This is a genomic window from Pseudomonas japonica, assembly GCF_900188455.1.
In the GTDB taxonomy this organism is placed as follows: Bacteria; Pseudomonadota; Gammaproteobacteria; order Pseudomonadales; family Pseudomonadaceae; genus Aquipseudomonas; species Aquipseudomonas japonica.
In genome coordinates this window covers 392,811-409,586 of record NZ_FZOL01000002.1, presented here as the reverse complement: position 1 = coordinate 409,586, position 16,776 = coordinate 392,811, and the positions used below count along the sequence as shown (strand labels likewise).

Genomic DNA, 16,776 nt, shown 5'->3' with positions numbered 1-16,776 from the left:
GGGCGATCAGGGGATCAATGGCTGCCGGAGTGACCGAAGCCACCGGCACCGCGTTGGGTCTCGTCGAAGGTCTCGACGATGTCGAAATGCGCCTGTACCACCGGGACCAGCACCAGTTGCGCGATGCGCTCGCCGACGGCGATGGTGAAGGCGGTCTGGCCGCGATTCCAGCAGGACACCATCAGCTCGCCCTGGTAGTCGGAGTCGATCAGGCCGACCAGGTTGCCGAGGACGATGCCGTGTTTGTGGCCCAGGCCGGAGCGCGGCAGGATCATCGCCGCCAGGCCCGGATCGCCGATATAGATCGACAGGCCGGTGGGGATCAGCAGGGTCTGGCCTGGCTCGAGGACAGTGTCTTCCTTGAGCATGGCGCGCAGGTCGAGACCGGCCGAACCGGGAGTGGCGTACTGCGGCAGCGGGAATTCGCCGCCGATGCGTGGATCGAGAATCTTGGCTTGGAGAGCGTGCATTGAATCAAACCTGGTTGAGGCGTTCGGCAATGAAGGCGACCAGTTGGCGGGCGATCTTGCCCTTGCTGGTCTGCGCGAACAGGGTTTCATGGAGCTGGCGGTCGATCACGCTGCAGGCGTTTTCCTCGCTGTTGAAGCCAATGCTGGGGTTGGCCACGTCATTGGCGACGATCAGGTCGAGGTTCTTGTCCTTGAGCTTGCGTGCCGCGTAATCGAGCAGGTGTTCGGTCTCGGCGGCGAAGCCGACGCTGAACGGGCGGTCGGGGCGGGTGGCGATGGTGGCGAGAATGTCGGGGTTGCGCACCATCTGCAGCAGCAGGCCGTCACCGGTTGTAGGGTCTTTCTTGAGCTTCTGCGGGGCGACCACTTCAGGTCGGTAGTCCGCGACCGCGGCCGAGGCAATGAACAGGTCGCAGGGCATCGCCGCTTCGCAGGCGGCGAGCATGTCGCGGGCGCTGACCACGTCGATGCGGGTGACCCGGTCCGGGGTCGGCAGGTGCACCGGGCCGGTGACCAGGGTCACCCGGGCGCCGGCTTCCACCGCGGCTTCGGCGAGGGCGAAGCCCATCTTGCCGGAGCTGTGGTTGGTGATGTAACGCACCGGGTCGATGTTTTCCTGGGTCGGACCGGCGGTGATCAGCACGTGCTTGCCGGTCAGCGACTCGCGCTTGAAGCATTCGGCGGCCAGCCAGGCCAGATCATTGGCTTCGAGCATGCGGCCGAGGCCGACATCGCCGCAGGCCTGGCTGCCCGAGGCCGGGCCGAAGACCTGGATCGAGCGCTCCTGCAGGGTTTCCAGGTTGGCCTGGGTGGCGGGGTCGCGCCACATGGCCTGGTTCATCGCCGGGGCCACCGCGACCGTGGCGTCGGTGGCCAGCACCAGGGTGGTCAGCAGATCGTCGGCCACGCCTTGGGCCAGGCGCGCGATCAGGTCGGCGGTGGCTGGCGCGATCAGCACCAGGTCGGCCCACTTGGCCAGTTCGATATGGCCCATCGCCGCTTCGGCAGCGGGATCCAATAGGTCCATGTGCACCGGGTGCCCGGAGAGCGCCTGCATGGTCAGCGGAGTGATGAATTCGGCTCCGCCACGGGTCATGACCACGCGCACCTGGGCGCCGTGCTCCAGAAGTCGGCGAACCAGCTCGGCGCTCTTGTAGGCGGCAATACCGCCGCCGACGCCGAGAACGATGCGTTTCCGATACAGCCGCTGCATAGGCCTGCCTTTTTCCGATGGAGGTTGCACGCAATGCCGACGCCTCCCCAGGCCGGGCGTTGCGCAAAAAGTGGCGGCTAAGATAGCACAGGGCTCAAAGCGGGAGCAGTCACGTACGGACAGAGGGATTGACGATGAGTATCAGGGATTGGCCCGTGGCGGAACGCCCGCGGGAGAAGCTGTTGGCGCGTGGAGTTGGCAGCCTTGCGGATGCCGAGTTGCTGGCGATCTTTCTGCGCACGGGGGTGGCGGGGCAGAGCGCGGTCGATCTGGCGCGAGGGCTGTTGAGTCGCTTTGGTGGGCTACGGCAGTTGCTGGAGGCCGACATGGCCACCTTCCTCGCCGAACCCGGGCTTGGCCCGGCGAAGTACACCCAGTTGCAGGCGGTGATGGAAATCGGCCGACGGCATCTGTATGCAAGCATTGCCCATGAGTCTGCCCTTGAATGTCCGAGCACGGTTCGGCGCTATCTGAAAGCCAGGTTGCGACATGAGCAGAACGAAGCCTTTGGCTGCCTGTTCCTCAATACGAAACATCATCCGCTGGGCTTCGAGATTCTCTTTCGCGGCTCCATCGACAGCGCCACCGTGTACCCGCGCCAGGTCATCAAGCGGGCCTTGGCGCACAACGCCGCGGCGTTGATCCTCTGCCACAACCATCCCTCCGGAAACCCCGAGCCGAGTCAGGCCGACATTCGCCTGACCCATCGGCTCGTGGATGCCCTGGAGAATATCGAGGTGCGGGTCCTCGATCATTTCATCGTCGGCGACGGCGAGCCGCTGTCGATGCGCGAGCACGGTTGTTTCTTCAGCGCGTCACCTTGACCGCGGAAAAGTCCTGGCGGCCGAACGGATTGACCCGGTAGCCCTCCACATCGCCGCGCAGCAGCACCGCGGCGGTGGGGTGGGCCAGCGGCAGCCACAGCGCCTGTTGCTGGATCTGCGCCTGGGCCTGCTGGTACAGGCGGCTGCGCACGCTCTGGTCGGCGGTGGTCTTGCCGGCGCTGATCAACTGGTCCAAGCGCGGGTCGCAGTAGCGCGCGAAGTTGGTCCCCGAGGTGACCGCGGCGCAGGAAAACTGCGGGCTGAGGAAGTTGTCCGGGTCGCCGTTGTCGCCGGCCCAGCCCATGAACAGCAGGTCATGCTCGCCGGCCTTGGCCCGGCGAATCAGCTCGCCCCATTCGATCACGCGGATGTCCGCCTTGATCCCGACCTTGGCCAGGTCCGCCTGCAGCAATTGCGCGCCGAGGCTCGGGTTGGGATTGAGCAGACTGCCGGACGGGCGGGTCCAGATCGTAGTGCTGAAACCGTCGGGCAGGCCGGCTTTCTTCAGCAGCTCGCGGGCCTTGTTCTGGTCGTTCGGGTAGCCCGGCAGCGACTTGTCGTAGCTCCAGGTATTGGGCGGGAACGGGCCGTTGGCGGCGACCGCGGTGCCTTCGAACACGGCCTTGAGGTAGCTGTCCTTGTCGAAGGCCAGGTTGATCGCCTGGCGCACTTCCGGCTTGTCCAGCGGCGCATGCTGGGTGTTGATGGCGAGGAAGGCGGTCATGAAGGCTTCGGTCTTTTCCACCTTCAGACTGCTGTCCTCGCTGGCCGCGGCGATGTCCAGCGGCTTCGGTGACAGGGCGATCTGGCACTCGTTGCGCCGCAGTTTCTGCAAGCGCACGTTGGCGTCCGGGGTGATGGCGAAGATCAGCGGGTCGACCGCGGGTTTGCCATTGAAGTAGTCCGGGTTGGCCCGGTAGCGGATCGCCGCGTCCTTCTGGAAGCGGTTGAAGACGAACGGGCCGGTGCCGACCGGCTGGCTGTTGAGTTTTTCCGGGGTGCCGGCCTTGAGCAGTTGGTCAGCGTACTCGGCCGGGTAGATCGAGGCGAAGCCCATGCTCAGGGTGGCCAGGAAGGTAGCGTCCGGGTGGCTCAGGGTGAAGCGCACGGACAGCGCGTCCGGGGCGTCGATCTGCTTGATCAGCTCGGGCAACTGCAGCGACTGGGCGTGGGGGAAGCCGCTCTGGGCGATCTTGTGCCAGGAATGCGCCGGGTAGAGCATGCGCTGGAAACTGAACAGTACGTCATCGGCGTTCAGCGTGCGGCTCGGCTTGAAGTACGGGGTGGTGTGGAACTTCACTTCCGAGCGCAACGTGAAGGTGTAGACCAGGCCGTCGTCGGACACCGTCCAGCTTTGCGCCAGGCTCGGTACGACCTTGCCGGCCGCTGCGTCGAATTCCACCAGGCGGTTCATCAGCACGTCGGCCGAGGCATTGGTGGTGGTCAGCGAGTTGTACTGGACCACGTCGAAGCCTTCGGGGCTGGCTTCGGTGCACACGCTGAGCGCGGCGGCCTGGGCCAGGGTGGGGCCGAGCAGGGTGGCGAACAACAGGGATAGAACGGCGGGACGCATGAGGACTCCTTGGCTGAACGACGACCCATCTGCCAGTGCAGTCTGGAAAGTCCTACCCTAGTGCGCTGGATTGCAAAGCGCCAATACCTTTTTCAAGGAATTTCGCGACGAGCGGTTATCCGCTGCGGAGCCCGTTTAGCACGCCGCGCCTGTCACGGAACGTGTTCGTCCAATCACATTCTGTGTTGTTGTGCTCTGGCGTTTCTGGTATAAAGCAGCGCTCTTTTCTAGGGGCCCGGTGTGCAGCACCCTTGGGTGTAGCCGGTAAGACCTCGAAGAATCAAGGCGCCTGGCGCCAAAGACTGAGAGATTAAGCGGCCAACCCATGCCGGGTTGGGCATGTGGTTTTAGAGGGCTGAGGCATGTCGAGAGTCTGTCAAGTTACTGGTAAGGGTCCAGTAACCGGGAACAACATTTCCCACGCAAACAACAAAACCCGTCGTCGTTTCCTGCCGAACCTGCAGCATCATCGCTTCTGGGTCGAGTCCGAGAAGCGTTTCGTGCGTCTGCGCGTTTCCGCCAAGGGCATGCGTATCATCGACAAGCGCGGCATCGACGCCGTTCTGGTCGACATTCGCCGTAACGGCATCAAGGTCTAAGGGAGAACGTCATGCGTGAACTGATCCGTTTGGTGTCGAGCGCCGGTACTGGCCACTTCTACACCACCGACAAGAACAAGCGCACCACTCCGGACAAGATCGAGATCAAGAAATACGATCCGGTCGTCCGTAAGCACGTGATGTACAAGGAAGCCAAGATCAAGTAATTGATCCGGCTCCCAGAAAAACCCGTATCCCCGGATACGGGTTTTTTTATGCCTGCGGTTTTTCGCGGGCAAACGAAAACGCCCGGGGCTTTCGCACCGGGCGTCCTGATACAGCGTCGATCAACCGAAGTGGAAGCCGGTGATCATGCCGTTGCCGCCAGCGACCACATGAATGCGGGACTCGTCCATTTCCAGGGTGGACACGTCATTCGGGCCGACGACGCGGGCGCGCCCGGTCAGTTCGGTGATCTGGGCCTTGACGGCCTGGGTGTATTCGCAGCCGATCAGCTTGGCCAGGGCTACCTGTACTTCTTCATTGGTCATGATGTGGTCTTCCTTGTTGAGTGGTTGTCCGGATGGACCACGTCATGCTCTCAATACAGGTGTCCGCACATGGGCTACTTATCTATTTTTGTTCGAACATCACGTAGATCTTGCGGCACGGCTCGAGCACTTCCCAGGTGCCCTTGAAGCCTGCCGGGATCACGAAACGGTCGCCGGCGCGCAGGGTTTTGGCCTGGCCCTGCTCGTCGCGCAGCACCGAGACGCCCTGAACGATTTCGCAGTATTCATGCTCGGTGTAGTTGACCGTCCACTGGCCGACCGCGCCTTCCCAGACACCGGCGGCGAACTGGCCGCAGGGGCTGGCGTAGTGGTTGTAGACCACCTGGTCGGGTTCGCCCTTGAGGATCTTCTCGGCGGCGGGACGGTAGCGTTCGGCCTCGGTCAGTGCCTGGGCGAAGTCGACGATCTGCTGGATATTCATGGAACGGCTCACCTGGTTGTTAAATAAAATGAACATCACTAGGCTTTTGATAGCTTAATGTCAAATATATTGATAATCCGGGTTCCAGTAGTTTAGGGTGTCGGATGCTGTAGAGCGATGACAGCTCCGGCGGAAATTTCTGACAGTGTCGATGACCTCTCGCGTGACACTGCACATCAACAACAGGAGGAGTTTGCTATGACCACCCTGACGCGTGCGGATTGGGAACAGCGTGCCCAGCAACTGAAGATCGAAGGCCGTGCCTTCATCAATGGTGAATACACCGCCGCCCTCTCGAACGCGACGTTCGAATGCACCAGCCCGGTCGACGGCCGCCTCCTGGCGCACATCGCCAGCTGCGATGAAGCCGATGCCCAGCGCGCCGTGGAAAATGCTCGCGCCACCTTCGACTCCGGCGTCTGGTCGCGCATGGCTCCGGCCAAGCGCAAGGCCACCCTGATCCGCTTCGCCGGCCTGCTCAAGCAGAACGTCGAGGAACTGGCCCTCCTGGAAACCCTGGACATGGGCAAGCCGATCAGCGACTCGCTGAGCATCGACATTCCGGGTGCCGCCGCCGCGCTGGCCTGGAACGGCGAAGCCATCGACAAGGTGTACGACGAAGTCGCCGCCACCCCGCACGACCAGCTCGGCCTGGTCACCCGCGAGCCGGTGGGCGTGGTCGCGGCGATCGTGCCGTGGAACTTCCCGTTGCTGATGGCCTGCTGGAAACTCGGCCCGGCACTGGCTACCGGTAACTCGATCATCCTCAAGCCGTCCGAAAAATCCCCGCTGACCGCCATCCGCATCGCTCAGCTGGCGGTTGAAGCCGGTATCCCGGCCGGCGTGCTCAACGTCCTGCCAGGCTTCGGTCACACCGTCGGCAAGGCCCTGGCCCTGCACATGGACGTCGATACCCTGGTGTTCACCGGTTCGACCAAGATCGCCAAGCAACTGATGGTCTACGCCGGCGAATCGAACATGAAGCGCGTGTGGCTGGAAGCCGGCGGCAAGAGCCCGAACATCGTCTTTGCCGACGCTCCCGACCTGAAGGCCGCCGCCGAAGCCGCCGCCAGCGCCATCGCCTTCAACCAGGGCGAAGTCTGCACCGCCGGTTCGCGCCTGCTGGTGGAACGTTCGATCAAGGACCAGTTCCTGCCGATGGTCCTGGAAGCCCTGAAAGCCTGGAAGCCGGGCAACCCGCTGGACCCGGCGACCACCGTCGGTGCCCTGGTCGACACCCAGCAGTTGAACACCGTGCTGGGCTACATCGAGTCGGCCCACAGCGATGGCGCCAAGCTGCTGGTCGGTGGCAAGCGCATCCTCGAGGAGACCGGCGGCACCTACGTCGAGCCGACCATCTTCGACGGCGTGAACAACGCCATGCGCATCGCCAAGGAAGAGATCTTCGGCCCGGTGCTGTCGGTGATCACCTTCGACAGCGTCGAGGAAGCCATCGCCATCGCCAACGACACCCCCTACGGCCTGGCTGCCGGTGTGTGGACCGCGAACATCGGCAAGGCCCACAAGACCGCCAAGGCACTGCGTGCCGGCAGCGTCTGGGTCAACCAGTACGACGGCGGCGACATGACCGCGCCGTTTGGCGGCTTCAAGCAGTCGGGCAACGGCCGTGACAAGTCGCTGCACGCGCTGGACAAGTACACCGAGCTGAAGGCGACCTGGATCAAGCTGTAATCCAGATCTGGCGGTAGTGCCATTGGGGCTGCTTTGCAGCCCTTCGCGAGCAAGCTCGCTCCTACAGGGGATCACGCGATTGCGCCGAACTCTGTAGGAGCGAGCTTGCTCACGAAGGGCCGCAAAGCGGCCCCAATTCATATGAAGGAGTAACACATGCGTTGGGGGACCTACTTCGCCGTCCTGGCCGCGGTGCTCAGCGTCGGTCTGGCGCTGGGCGTCAGCATGCCGCTGGTGTCCTTGCGCCTGGAGAGCTGGGGCTATGGCAGCTTCGCCATCGGTGTGATGGCGGCGATGCCGGCCATTGGCGTGCTCTGCGGCGCCAGCCTGGCCAGTCGCCTGGCTGCGCGCTTCGGTACGCCGGGGCTGATGCGTCTGTGCCTGTGGGGTGGCGCGCTGTCCATCGGCGCCCTGGCGCTGCTGCCCAGCTATCCGGTGTGGCTGGTCCTGCGTCTGCTCATCGGTATGGTCCTGACCATCGTGTTCATCCTCGGTGAAAGCTGGATCAACCAACTGGTGATCGAGCAGTGGCGTGGTCGCCTGGTGGCCCTGTATGGCAGCAGCTACGCCCTCAGCCAACTGGCCGGGCCTTTGCTGCTGGGCGTGGTCGGTGCGGAAGACGACCTCGGCTTCTGGATCGGCGTCGGCCTGCTGCTGGTCTCGCCGCTGCTGCTGTTCGGCCGCGGCGGTGCGCCGAGCACCGAGGCGGCCAGTGTGACGTTTCGCGATCTGTTCGGCTTCTGCCGCAACCTGCCGGTGATCGCCTGGGCCATCGCCCTGTTCGCCGCCTTCGAGGCGATGATCCTGACCCTGCTGCCGGTGTACTGCCTGCAACAGGGATTCACCGCGGAGGTGGCGCTGTTCATGGTCAGCACCGTGGTGGTCGGCGATGCCGTGCTGCAGTTGCCGATCGGTGCGCTGGCCGACCGCATGTCGCGGCGCGCGCTGTTCAGCGGCTGCGCGGTGACCCTGGCGCTGTCGAGCCTGATGATTCCGCTGCTGTTGCAGACGTCGCTGATCTGGCCGTTGTGGGTGCTGTTCGGGGCCAGCGCGGGCGGGCTGTTCACCCTGTCGCTGATCCTCATCGGCGAGCGTTATCGCGACGACGCCCTGGTGCGGGCCAACGCCCATGTGGCGCAGCTCTGGGGCATCGGTTGCCTGATCGGACCGCTGGCCGCCGGGGCAGGCAGCCAGTGGCTGAGCGGACATGCATTGCCGTGGTTCATGGCCATCGGGGCGGTGATCCTGGTGCTGCTGGCGCGGCGACCGCGGGCGTTCGAGGAGGCGGCCGCCTAAAGCATCTTCTCCAGCCCGACCGCCTTGGCGATCCACGCATTGAAGCGTCGCCACAGGCCCCCAGGCTCGGTGCTCAGCACGCGGCGCTGGCCATGGTCCTCGGTGACCCACACCAGCTTGCCGTCCTGCAATTCCACTTGGTACGCCACCGCCGGCGCCATGCCCTGCACCGCCAGGTCGCGGGTGTACTGGGCCAGCTCCGGGCTGTCCACCAGCACGCCGACCTCGGTGTTCCACAGCACCGAGCGGGGATCGAAATTGAACGAGCCGATGAAGGTCTTCCGCCGGTCGAAGACGATCGCCTTGCTGTGCAGGCTGGAGTCCGAGCCGCCGCTCAGGCGATAGCGCGGCTGGCCTGGATCGCCAGGCTGGCGGCGCAGTTCGAAGAGTTTCACCCCATGCTCCAGCAGGGCCCGGCGATAGGGCGCGTAGCCACCGTGCACCACCGGCACGTCGGTGGCTTCCAGGGCATTGGTCAGCAGGCTCACCGAAACCCCGGCATCGGCGCGGCTGGTCAGGTACAGCAGGCCTTCCCTGCGTGGCACGAAGTAGGCCGAGATCAGGATCAGTTCCTTGCGCACGCCATTGAGCTCCGGGGCCAGTTGCCGGGTCATCAGCAACTGCGGGTCTGGCTCGTCGTCGGCCAGCACCTTGCTCGGTGCATCCCACAGCGCCTGGGCATGGGCCCAGATCAGTTCGTTGCGCCAGGTGTCCAGGCGCGGCTGGGTCTGCCAGGCCATCAGCCGTTCATACAGTTTGCGGTTCTGCGCACGGGCTTCGGCCAGGGATTTTTCCAGGCGCTGGCGGCTGGCATGCAGGTCGTCGAGGGTGGGCTGGGTGAACAGGAAATCGCCGATCGGCTTGCTCAGGGCACTGTTCCAGTACTGGTCGAAGCTGTGCCCGAGCTGTTCGGCCACCGGTCCGACGCCGAGCAGGTCGATGTCGGTGAAGTTCAGGTTGGGCTCGGCGTCGAAATAGGCGTCGCCGAGGTTGCGCCCGCCGACGATGGCCATGCTGTTGTCCACCAGCCACAGCTTGTTGTGCATGCGTCGGTGCTGGCGCGACAGGTTGAACAGGCGCCCCATGGTTCGCGTCACGCCAGTGGCGCGGCCCAGTTGCAGCGGGTTGAACACGCGGATCTGGATGTTCGGATGGGCGGCGAGCACGCCGATCTGGCCGTCCTGGCCATCGCTGGTGGTGTCGTCGAGGAGGATGCGCACGCGCACGCCGCGGTCGGCGGCCACCAGCAGTTCCTGGATCAGGGCGCGGGTGCTCAGGCCGTCGTTGACGATGTAGTACTGCAGGTCGATGCTGCTCTGCGCGTGGCGGATCAGCTCCGCGCGGGCGCGGAAGGCCTCGTTGCTGTTGGGCAGCAGGCGGAAACCGGAGCGTCCGTCGTAGGCCTGGGCCTGGCGCAGCACCGAACGACCGAACGCCGACTGGCTGGCCGGCAGCGCCTGACTGACGTCGCGCGGCACGTCGACACTGGCGCAGCCGCCCAGGGTCAGCAGCAGGGTGAGCAACAGGGGCAGACGCCGGTGGCTGGTCAAATGAGCATTCCGTGATCGCGGGCAGATGAACTGTAGACCGCGTTGAACAGCGGAACGTTACCCGGCGTTCGCTTCCTCCGCCAAGAGACGAATGGCATTTTCCCCGACCTTGCGCACCGCCGCTTCGATGACCGGGGTGGGCACCGCCGCGTAGTTCATGCGCAGGCAGTTACGGTACTTGCCGGAGGCGGAGAAGATGCTGCCCATGGCGATCTGCACGCCTTGTTCGAGCAGCACGCGGTTGAGTTTCAAGGTGTCGAACTGCTCCGGCAGTTCGACCCACAGCAGGAAGCTGCCCTGGGGCCGGCTGACCCGGGTGCCGGCGGGAAAATAACGGGTGACCCAGTCGATCATCTGGTCGCGACTGCGCTGGTACTGACTGCGCATGCGGCGCAGATGCGGCTGGTAATGGCCGCTTTCGATGAAGTCGGCGATGGCCAGTTGGGGCTGCGTCGCGGTACTGCCGGTGCCGATGTACTTCATGTGCAGCACCCGTTCCAGGTAGCGCCCTGGCGCCACCCAGCCGATCCGCAGACCTGGGGCCAGGGTCTTGGAGAAGGAGCTGCAGAGCAGCACGCGGCCGTCGTCGTCGAACGACTTGATGGTGCGCGGTCGCGGGTAGGTGTAGGCGAGGTCGCCATACACATCGTCTTCGAGAATCGCCACGTCGAAGCGCTGGGCCAGGTTGAGCAGGGCGCGCTTGCGTGCCTCGGGCATGACGTAGCCAAGCGGGTTGTTGCAGGTCGGGGTCACCTGGATCAGCTTGATCGGCCATTGTTCTAGGGCCAGTTCCAGGGCTTCGAGGCTGATGCCGGTGAGCGGGTCGGTGGGGATCTCCATGGCTTTCATGCCCAGGCCCTTGAGCGTCTGCATGGCGCCGTGAAAGCTCGGCGAGTCCACCGCGACAATATCGCCCGGCTCGCACACCGCGCGGATACTGGCCGACAGGGCTTCGTGACAGCCGGTGGTGATCACCAGGTCGTTGGCGCTCAGGGTGCAGCCGGAGTCGAGCATCAGGCGCGCGACCTGCTCGCGCAGCGCCGGGGTGCCGCTGATGGTGTCGTAGTACAGGCCCGGCATGTCCTGGCGCCGGCTGAGCTGGGCGAGGCTGCGCAACAGCGGCTTGAGGGTCGGGCCGGTGACGTCGGGCATGCCCCGACCGAGCTGCACCACGTCCTTGTTCGGCGAGCTGCGCACCAGTTCCACGACATGCTCCCACTGGGAGATATCCACAGGTCGCTGGGCGGGACGTCCGATCGCCGGCAGGGCGGGCAGGGTGCGGTGCTGCGGTACGAAGTAGCCGGACTTCGGTCGCGGCGCCACCAGGCCGTTGTCCTCCAGCAGACGATAGGCCTGCTGCACGGTGCTCAGGCTGACCCCGTGCTCCAGGCTCAGGGCGCGCACCGAGGGCAGACGGTCGCCGGGACGGTAGAGCCCCTGCTCGATGCGGGCGCCCAGCAGTTCGGCAAGGTTGACGTAGAGGGTCATGCTCATACTCCAGGCAGCTCCGTAGGATTGAACCAGTACAGATTTCGGAAAAATACATCATTCAGAGGAGAAATGAAGAAATCTGTATGAAGAAAATTCTGATCCGTTGAATCTGTAACGAAATTTCCTACGCGCGCATGCTTTCTCCACGGTTTACCAACCCTGGAGGACGATGTGATGAACGGCCTGAGCGATGTGCGCGTGAAACTGTATGGCAGCGAACTGGAGCGGGCTCAGCGCGAAGCCAGGCTGCGCGCGCCACGGTTCATCGGCACCCTGCGCCTGTGGCGGCATCGCTGGGAAACCCGGCGGGCACTGCTGGAACTGACGCCCGCGCAACTGAAGGATATCGGCCTTAGCCGGGGGGATGCGGTCGAGGAAGGGCTCAAGCCGTTCTGGCGGTCTTGAGTTCAGGGGATATGCGCACCCGACATCAGCTCGAACCCGGTGAACCAGATGTCCCGCAAGTCGTGTTCGGGGCTCGCCGGGTTCGGTAGCACCCAGCAGATCACTTCCATGGCGACCAACGGTACGGACGTGATCAACTGGTCATGTGCCTGGAAGCTTTGCAGGCCGCCACTGGCGTCGAAATCGAGCACGGTGCCGCCCGGTTGGGTGCTGTAGAAACAGCGGATGCCGAAGCGGAAACGCGACCTGACCTTCAGCACCTCGGCTGACTCGACCATGGCGGCGCGGGCCCTGACGCGAAACACCAGGGTTTCAAGGTCACCGATCTCGGCCGGATCGATGGCCTGGCGGATTTGCGTGCCCACCGGCAACAGCACCGCATGGTTGTCAGCGATGACGACCTTGTCCGCGTCGCCGAAATCCACGACCCACGGCGCCAGTTGTCCGGATTCGAAGCTTCCGTTCTTGATGAAGTTCATGGTGCCTGCTCCTTGGTTGAATACTTGAAAATGGCTTTTCAAGTATTCAAAGGATAAGAGCGGGGTAACTTCGCCGAAACTGGCAGAAATATCAGGTAGCCGGGGTCAGACAAGCTCCTTGAGCCGATGCCAGAGCATGCCCAGCGCCAGCAGCGGCGAGCGCAGGTGCTTGCCGCCCGGGAAGGTGATGTGCGGCACCTTGGCGAACAGATCGAAGCGTCCGCTCTGCTGGCCGCTGATCGCCTCGCCGAGCAGGCGTGCGGCCAGGTGCGTGGCGTTCAGGCCGTGGCCGGCGTAGGCCTGGGCATAATAGACATTGGCGTGTTCGCGCAGGCGCCCGACCTGCGGCAGGCGGTTGGCGCCGATGCCGATCATGCCGCCCCACTGGAAGTCGATGCGTGCATCGGCCAGTTGCGGGAAGACCTTGAGCATCTTCGGGCGCATGTAGGCGCCGATGTCGCGCGGATCGCGTCCCGAGTAATGGCAGGCACCGCCGAACAGCAAGCGGCGATCGGCGGACAAACGCAGGTAATCCACGGTCACCCGCTGGTCGCAGACCGCCATGTTCTGCGGCAGCAGTTGTCGCGCGCGTTCTTCGTCCAGCGGTTCGGTGGCGATGATGTAGCTGCCGGCGGGAAGGATCTTGCCGCCCAGTTCGCGGTTCAGGTCGTTGAGGTAGGCGTTGCAGCACAGCACCAGGGTTGCGGCGCGGACGTTGCCGCGGTCGGTGTGGATGTTCACTTGTGTGCTGTAGTCGATGCGGGTCACCGGCGAGCGCTCGAACAGGCGCACCCCCAGTTTTGCCGCCACCGCGGCTTCGCCCAGGGCCAGGTTCAGCGGGTGCAGGTGACCGGAGCCCATGTCGACCAGACCGCCGGCGTAGCGGTCCGAGCCGATCACCGTGTGCATCTGCTGTGGCTGCACCAGGCGCAGTTCGTGGCGATAGCCGAGGGCGCGCAGGGCTTCGGCTTCCTCGGCGAAGTCGGCGAATTCGCGGGGTTTGTTGGCCAGGTCGCAGTAGCCCCAGGTCAGGTCGCAGGCAATGTCGTTGCGCTCGACCCGCTGACGGACGATCTCGACCGCTTCCAGCCCCATCAGCTTCATCTGTTTCACGCCCTCGGCGCCGATCACCGGCTCGAACTGTTCGAGGCCGTGGCCGACGCCGCGAATCAGTTGCCCGCCATTGCGCCCGCTGGCGCCCCAGCCGACCTTGCGCGCTTCCAGCAGGACCACACTGAAGCCGCGCTCGGCCAGTTCGATGGCGGTGTTCAGGCCGGAATAGCCGCCGCCGACCACGCAGACGTCGCAGCGCTGTTCGCCGGCCAGCGTTGGATAATCCGGCTGTGGGGCGCTGCTGGCGGCGTAGTAGGAAGCGGTGTGCATAGGCGGTGTCCTGGATGAGTGTGTTCTGACGTCGGCGCAGCATAGGCCGTGCTTTCACGGGCGGGCAACCGTCAGGCAAAATGGCGGTCTTTCTTTCCTTGCGGTCCCGCGCCATGGCTTGCAACAGCCACAAGATCCGTTTCCTGCGCGAGCAGATTCCCTCGTTCGAATGTGTGCCCGGCTGTCATGACTGCTGCGGGCCGGTGACCACGTCCTCCGAGGAAATGGCCCGCCTGCCGCGCAAGAGCGCCGAGGAGCAGGAGGCGGCGCTGGCCGAGCTCAACTGTGTGCACCTTGGCCCGCAGGGCTGCACGGTGTACGAGGAGCGGCCGCTGATCTGCCGCCTGTTCGGCACCACACTGCGCCTGCCGTGCCCGCGCGGGCGGGGACCGGAGGAAATGATCGATCCGGGGGCGGAGCGGTTGGTGCACGAGTTCATTGCCACGACTCGGCAGGTGCTGGTGTAGGAACGGGCGTTGCCCGCGAAAGGACTGCGCAGCGGTCCCTCATGACAGCGTGATAGGGGACCGCTTTGCGGTCCTTTCGCGGGCAACGCCCGCTCCTACAGTTTTGAGGGGCCGCCGTTGATGCTCAGTCCGGAATCGGCAGGTTCAGGCTCTCCTTCACCTCTTCCATCACGATGTAGCTTTTCGACTCGCGTACATGCGGCAGCTTGAGCAGGATGTCGCCGAGCAGCTTGCGGTACGAGGCCATCTCGGAAATCCGCGCTTTCACCAGGTAGTCGAAATCCCCCGAGACCAGGTGGCATTCCAGTACGTGAGGCAACTTGAGCACGGCACGACGAAACTCCTCGAAGGTGTCGCCGGACTTGTAGTCCAGGCTGATCTCGACGAACACCAGCAGGCTGCCCTTGAGGTGCTGCGGGTTGAGCCGGGCGTTGTAGCCCATGATGATGCCCTCGCGCTCCAGGCGGCGGACCCGCTCGGTGCACGGCGTGGTCGACAGGCCGACCTTCTCGCCCAGTTCGGTGAAGGAAATACGCCCGTCGGTCTGCAGGATACGGAGGATGTTGCGGTCGATCTTGTCCAGCTCGCGCTTGCTTTGGTGCTGGGTTCTCATAGTGGATGCCCCTTTGTAAAAGCCGACTTTGCCGAGAATTCTCGCCAAATATAGGTTTTTATATAGTGAAATGCACTGCCTCGAGTTTTTTACACTGCGCGCATTCATGCCATTCACAAAATTGTGGCGGTGCGCCGCCTCGAGGGATAACAACATGCGCGTTCTGGTACTTGGTAGCGGTGTGATCGGAACCGCCAGTGCCTACTATCTGGCCCGGCAAGGTTTCGAAGTCGTGGTGGTCGATCGCCAGCCGGCGGTGGCCATGGAAACCAGTTTTGCCAACGCCGGCCAGGTGTCGCCGGGTTATGCCTCGCCGTGGGCCGCGCCGGGCGTGCCGCTGAAAGCCATCAAGTGGCTGCTGGAGCGCCACGCGCCGCTGGCGATCAAGGCCACCGGTGACGTCGACCAGTACCTGTGGATGGCGCAGATGCTGCGCAACTGCACCGCCAGCCGCTACGCGGTGAACAAGGAGCGCATGGTCCGCCTGTCCGAGTACAGCCGCGACTGCCTCGACGAACTGCGCGCCGAAACCGGCATCGCCTACGAAGGCCGCACCCTCGGCACCACCCAGCTGTTCCGCACCCAGGCCCAGGTCGACAACGCCGCCAAGGACATCGCTGTCCTCGAACAGGCCGGCGTGCCCTACGAGCTGCTGGACCGCGACGGCATCGCCCGGGTCGAGCCGGCCCTGGCCAATGTCTCCGATATCCTCGCCGGTGCCCTGCGCCTGCCCAACGACCAGACCGGCGACTGCCAGCTGTTCACCACCCGCCTGGCGGAGATGGCGATCAAGCTCGGCGTCGAGTTCCGCTTCGGCCAGAACATCCAGCGCCTCGACTTCGCCGGCGACCGCATCAACGGTGTGTGGATCGACGGCAAGCTGGAAACCGCCGACCGCTACGTGCTGGCCCTGGGCAGCTATTCGCCGCAGATGCTCAAGCCGCTGGGCATCAAGGCCCCGGTGTACCCGCTCAAGGGCTACTCGCTGACCGTGCCGATCACCAACCCGGACATGGCGCCGACCTCGACCATCCTCGACGAGACCTACAAGGTCGCGATCACCCGTTTCGACAACCGCATCCGCGTCGGCGGCATGGCCGAGATCGCCGGTTTCGACCTGTCGCTGAACCCGCGCCGGCGCGAAACGCTGGAGATGATCGTCAACGATCTCTATCCTCTTGGCGGCGACCTGCGCCAGGCCGAGTTCTGGACCGGCCTGCGTCCGACCACCCCGGACGGTACGCCGATCGTCGGTGCCACGCCGTTCCGCAACCTGTTCCTCAACACCGGCCACGGTACCCTCGGCTGGACCATGGCCTGTGGTTCCGGGCGTCTGCTGGCCGACCTGATGGCGCGCAAGAAACCGCAGATCAGCGCCGAAGGCCTCGACATTTCCCGTTACGGACACCACCAGGAGACCGCCAAGCATGGCAATCCAGCGCCAGCTCACCAATGAGCGCATGAGTCAGATCGTCGTCCACAACGGCACCGTCTACCTGGCGGGCCAGGTGGGTGACGACATGAACGCCGGGATCGAGCAGCAGACCCGCGAGACGCTGGGCAATATCGAACGCCTGCTGGACCTGGCCGGTACCGACAAGACCCGTCTGCTCTCGGTGACCATCTACCTGAAGGACATCGATGCCGACTTCCAGGGCATGAACGCGGTCTGGGACAAGTGGCTGCCCAAGGGCGTCGCGCCGGCCCGGGCCACGGTCGAAAGCAAGCTCTGCGAGCCGGAGATCCTCGTCGAAATGTCGGTGGTCGCCGCGCTCTCGTAACGTTCCT

Annotated in this window: 19 protein-coding genes; 9 read left to right on the top strand and 10 right to left on the bottom strand. The window is 64.4% G+C overall.

The window, feature by feature from the left end:
* Positions 1-14: 14 nt before the first annotated feature.
* Positions 15-470: a dUTP diphosphatase gene (gene dut / locus CHB99_RS04150; protein WP_042121534.1), complete on the bottom strand. Its 456-nt coding sequence runs from the start codon at positions 468-470 to the stop codon at positions 15-17.
* A gap of 4 nt (positions 471-474) precedes the next feature.
* Positions 475-1,683 (bottom strand): bifunctional phosphopantothenoylcysteine decarboxylase/phosphopantothenate--cysteine ligase CoaBC, encoded by a 1,209-nt coding sequence (gene coaBC / locus CHB99_RS04145; RefSeq protein WP_042121532.1) that lies wholly within the window; start codon positions 1,681-1,683, stop codon positions 475-477.
* Positions 1,684-1,817: 134 nt separating this feature from the next.
* On the opposite strand from coaBC, the gene radC reads away from it, so the two are divergent.
* Positions 1,818-2,507, top strand: a complete 690-nt coding sequence (radC, locus tag CHB99_RS04140; protein ID WP_042121530.1) for a RadC family protein — start codon at positions 1,818-1,820, stop codon at positions 2,505-2,507.
* On the opposite strand, the gene CHB99_RS04135 is transcribed toward radC, so the two are convergent.
* A complete protein-coding gene (locus tag CHB99_RS04135) occupies positions 2,491-4,080 on the bottom strand; it encodes an ABC transporter substrate-binding protein (RefSeq protein ID WP_042121527.1) in 1,590 nt (529 codons plus the stop codon). The genes radC and CHB99_RS04135 overlap by 17 nt on opposite strands.
* A 362-nt stretch (positions 4,081-4,442) precedes the next feature.
* Between CHB99_RS04135 and rpmB the strand changes: the two genes are divergently transcribed.
* Together rpmB and rpmG are read left to right on the top strand one after the other, a co-directional pair.
* On the top strand, positions 4,443-4,679 hold the full coding sequence (gene rpmB, locus CHB99_RS04130; RefSeq protein WP_037058999.1) for a 50S ribosomal protein L28: 237 nt from the start codon (positions 4,443-4,445) through the stop codon (positions 4,677-4,679).
* A gap of 11 nt (positions 4,680-4,690) precedes the next feature.
* Positions 4,691-4,846, top strand: a complete 156-nt coding sequence (gene rpmG / locus CHB99_RS04125; RefSeq protein ID WP_003242516.1) for a 50S ribosomal protein L33 — start codon at positions 4,691-4,693, stop codon at positions 4,844-4,846.
* Positions 4,847-4,966: 120 nt separating this feature from the next.
* Here rpmG and CHB99_RS04120 read toward each other — a convergent pair whose 3' ends face one another.
* Both CHB99_RS04120 and CHB99_RS04115 read right to left on the bottom strand, forming a co-directional pair.
* Positions 4,967-5,170, bottom strand: coding sequence for an I78 family peptidase inhibitor (locus CHB99_RS04120; RefSeq protein ID WP_042121523.1), 204 nt, complete (start codon positions 5,168-5,170; stop codon positions 4,967-4,969).
* Positions 5,171-5,252: 82 nt separating this feature from the next.
* On the bottom strand, positions 5,253-5,612 hold the full coding sequence (locus CHB99_RS04115; RefSeq protein ID WP_042121522.1) for a cupin domain-containing protein: 360 nt from the start codon (positions 5,610-5,612) through the stop codon (positions 5,253-5,255).
* Between the two features lie 198 nt (positions 5,613-5,810).
* On the opposite strand from CHB99_RS04115, the gene CHB99_RS04110 reads away from it, so the two are divergent.
* Together CHB99_RS04110 and CHB99_RS04105 are read left to right on the top strand one after the other, a co-directional pair.
* Positions 5,811-7,304 (top strand): aldehyde dehydrogenase, encoded by a 1,494-nt coding sequence (locus tag CHB99_RS04110; protein WP_042121520.1) that lies wholly within the window; start codon positions 5,811-5,813, stop codon positions 7,302-7,304.
* Positions 7,305-7,460: 156 nt separating this feature from the next.
* Complete coding sequence (locus CHB99_RS04105; protein ID WP_042121518.1) at positions 7,461-8,600, top strand: MFS transporter; 1,140 nt, start codon at positions 7,461-7,463, stop codon at positions 8,598-8,600.
* Here the strand turns inward: CHB99_RS04105 and CHB99_RS04100 are convergent.
* The gene (locus CHB99_RS04100; protein ID WP_042121516.1) at positions 8,597-10,150 is read right to left on the bottom strand and encodes a phospholipase D family protein; all 1,554 of its coding nucleotides are present in this window, start codon (positions 10,148-10,150) and stop codon (positions 8,597-8,599) included. The two genes, CHB99_RS04105 and CHB99_RS04100, sit on opposite strands and share 4 nt — an antisense overlap.
* 57 nt (positions 10,151-10,207) lie before the next feature.
* Positions 10,208-11,638, bottom strand: a complete 1,431-nt coding sequence (locus CHB99_RS04095; RefSeq protein ID WP_042121514.1) for an aminotransferase-like domain-containing protein — start codon at positions 11,636-11,638, stop codon at positions 10,208-10,210.
* A 177-nt stretch (positions 11,639-11,815) separates the two neighbouring features.
* On the opposite strand from CHB99_RS04095, the gene CHB99_RS04090 reads away from it, so the two are divergent.
* The gene (locus tag CHB99_RS04090; protein ID WP_042121512.1) at positions 11,816-12,046 is read left to right on the top strand and encodes a DUF1127 domain-containing protein; all 231 of its coding nucleotides are present in this window, start codon (positions 11,816-11,818) and stop codon (positions 12,044-12,046) included.
* Between the two features lie 2 nt (positions 12,047-12,048).
* On the opposite strand, the gene CHB99_RS04085 is transcribed toward CHB99_RS04090, so the two are convergent.
* Entirely contained in the window at positions 12,049-12,525 is a 477-nt protein-coding gene (locus tag CHB99_RS04085) for a hypothetical protein (protein ID WP_042121510.1), read from the bottom strand.
* 105 nt (positions 12,526-12,630) lie between these two features.
* A complete protein-coding gene (locus CHB99_RS04080; RefSeq protein ID WP_042121509.1) occupies positions 12,631-13,908 on the bottom strand; it encodes an NAD(P)/FAD-dependent oxidoreductase in 1,278 nt (425 codons plus the stop codon).
* 113 nt (positions 13,909-14,021) lie between these two features.
* Between CHB99_RS04080 and CHB99_RS04075 the strand changes: the two genes are divergently transcribed.
* Positions 14,022-14,375, top strand: a complete 354-nt coding sequence (locus CHB99_RS04075; protein WP_042121507.1) for a YkgJ family cysteine cluster protein — start codon at positions 14,022-14,024, stop codon at positions 14,373-14,375.
* A 124-nt stretch (positions 14,376-14,499) separates the two neighbouring features.
* Here CHB99_RS04075 and dadR read toward each other — a convergent pair whose 3' ends face one another.
* On the bottom strand, positions 14,500-14,988 hold the full coding sequence (dadR, locus tag CHB99_RS04070) for a transcriptional regulator DadR (protein WP_042121505.1): 489 nt from the start codon (positions 14,986-14,988) through the stop codon (positions 14,500-14,502).
* Between the two features lie 154 nt (positions 14,989-15,142).
* Between dadR and dadA the strand changes: the two genes are divergently transcribed.
* Complete coding sequence (dadA, locus tag CHB99_RS04065) at positions 15,143-16,444, top strand: D-amino acid dehydrogenase (protein ID WP_042121503.1); 1,302 nt, start codon at positions 15,143-15,145, stop codon at positions 16,442-16,444.
* Positions 16,416-16,769, top strand: coding sequence for a RidA family protein (locus CHB99_RS04060; protein WP_042121501.1), 354 nt, complete (start codon positions 16,416-16,418; stop codon positions 16,767-16,769). Before dadA ends, CHB99_RS04060 begins: the two co-directional genes overlap by 29 nt.
* Positions 16,770-16,776 lie beyond the last annotated feature (7 nt).

What these genes read in the sequence shown, in the direction of transcription:
- dut (WP_042121534.1), bottom strand. Translation starts at nt 470, where the DNA reads ATGCACGCTCTCCAAGCCAAGATTCTCGATCCACGCATCGGCGGCGAA.
- coaBC (WP_042121532.1), bottom strand. Translation starts at nt 1,683, where the DNA reads ATGCAGCGGCTGTATCGGAAACGCATCGTTCTCGGCGTCGGCGGCGGT.
- radC (WP_042121530.1), top strand. Translation starts at nt 1,818, where the DNA reads ATGAGTATCAGGGATTGGCCCGTGGCGGAACGCCCGCGGGAGAAGCTG.
- CHB99_RS04135 (WP_042121527.1), bottom strand. Translation starts at nt 4,080, where the DNA reads ATGCGTCCCGCCGTTCTATCCCTGTTGTTCGCCACCCTGCTCGGCCCC.
- rpmB (WP_037058999.1), top strand. Translation starts at nt 4,443, where the DNA reads ATGTCGAGAGTCTGTCAAGTTACTGGTAAGGGTCCAGTAACCGGGAAC.
- rpmG (WP_003242516.1), top strand. Translation starts at nt 4,691, where the DNA reads ATGCGTGAACTGATCCGTTTGGTGTCGAGCGCCGGTACTGGCCACTTC.
- CHB99_RS04120 (WP_042121523.1), bottom strand. Translation starts at nt 5,170, where the DNA reads ATGACCAATGAAGAAGTACAGGTAGCCCTGGCCAAGCTGATCGGCTGC.
- CHB99_RS04115 (WP_042121522.1), bottom strand. Translation starts at nt 5,612, where the DNA reads ATGAATATCCAGCAGATCGTCGACTTCGCCCAGGCACTGACCGAGGCC.
- CHB99_RS04110 (WP_042121520.1), top strand. Translation starts at nt 5,811, where the DNA reads ATGACCACCCTGACGCGTGCGGATTGGGAACAGCGTGCCCAGCAACTG.
- CHB99_RS04105 (WP_042121518.1), top strand. Translation starts at nt 7,461, where the DNA reads ATGCGTTGGGGGACCTACTTCGCCGTCCTGGCCGCGGTGCTCAGCGTC.
- CHB99_RS04095 (WP_042121514.1), bottom strand. Translation starts at nt 11,638, where the DNA reads ATGACCCTCTACGTCAACCTTGCCGAACTGCTGGGCGCCCGCATCGAG.
- CHB99_RS04090 (WP_042121512.1), top strand. Translation starts at nt 11,816, where the DNA reads ATGAACGGCCTGAGCGATGTGCGCGTGAAACTGTATGGCAGCGAACTG.
- CHB99_RS04085 (WP_042121510.1), bottom strand. Translation starts at nt 12,525, where the DNA reads ATGAACTTCATCAAGAACGGAAGCTTCGAATCCGGACAACTGGCGCCG.
- CHB99_RS04080 (WP_042121509.1), bottom strand. Translation starts at nt 13,908, where the DNA reads ATGCACACCGCTTCCTACTACGCCGCCAGCAGCGCCCCACAGCCGGAT.
- CHB99_RS04075 (WP_042121507.1), top strand. Translation starts at nt 14,022, where the DNA reads ATGGCTTGCAACAGCCACAAGATCCGTTTCCTGCGCGAGCAGATTCCC.
- dadR (WP_042121505.1), bottom strand. Translation starts at nt 14,988, where the DNA reads ATGAGAACCCAGCACCAAAGCAAGCGCGAGCTGGACAAGATCGACCGC.
- dadA (WP_042121503.1), top strand. Translation starts at nt 15,143, where the DNA reads ATGCGCGTTCTGGTACTTGGTAGCGGTGTGATCGGAACCGCCAGTGCC.
- CHB99_RS04060 (WP_042121501.1), top strand. Translation starts at nt 16,416, where the DNA reads ATGGCAATCCAGCGCCAGCTCACCAATGAGCGCATGAGTCAGATCGTC.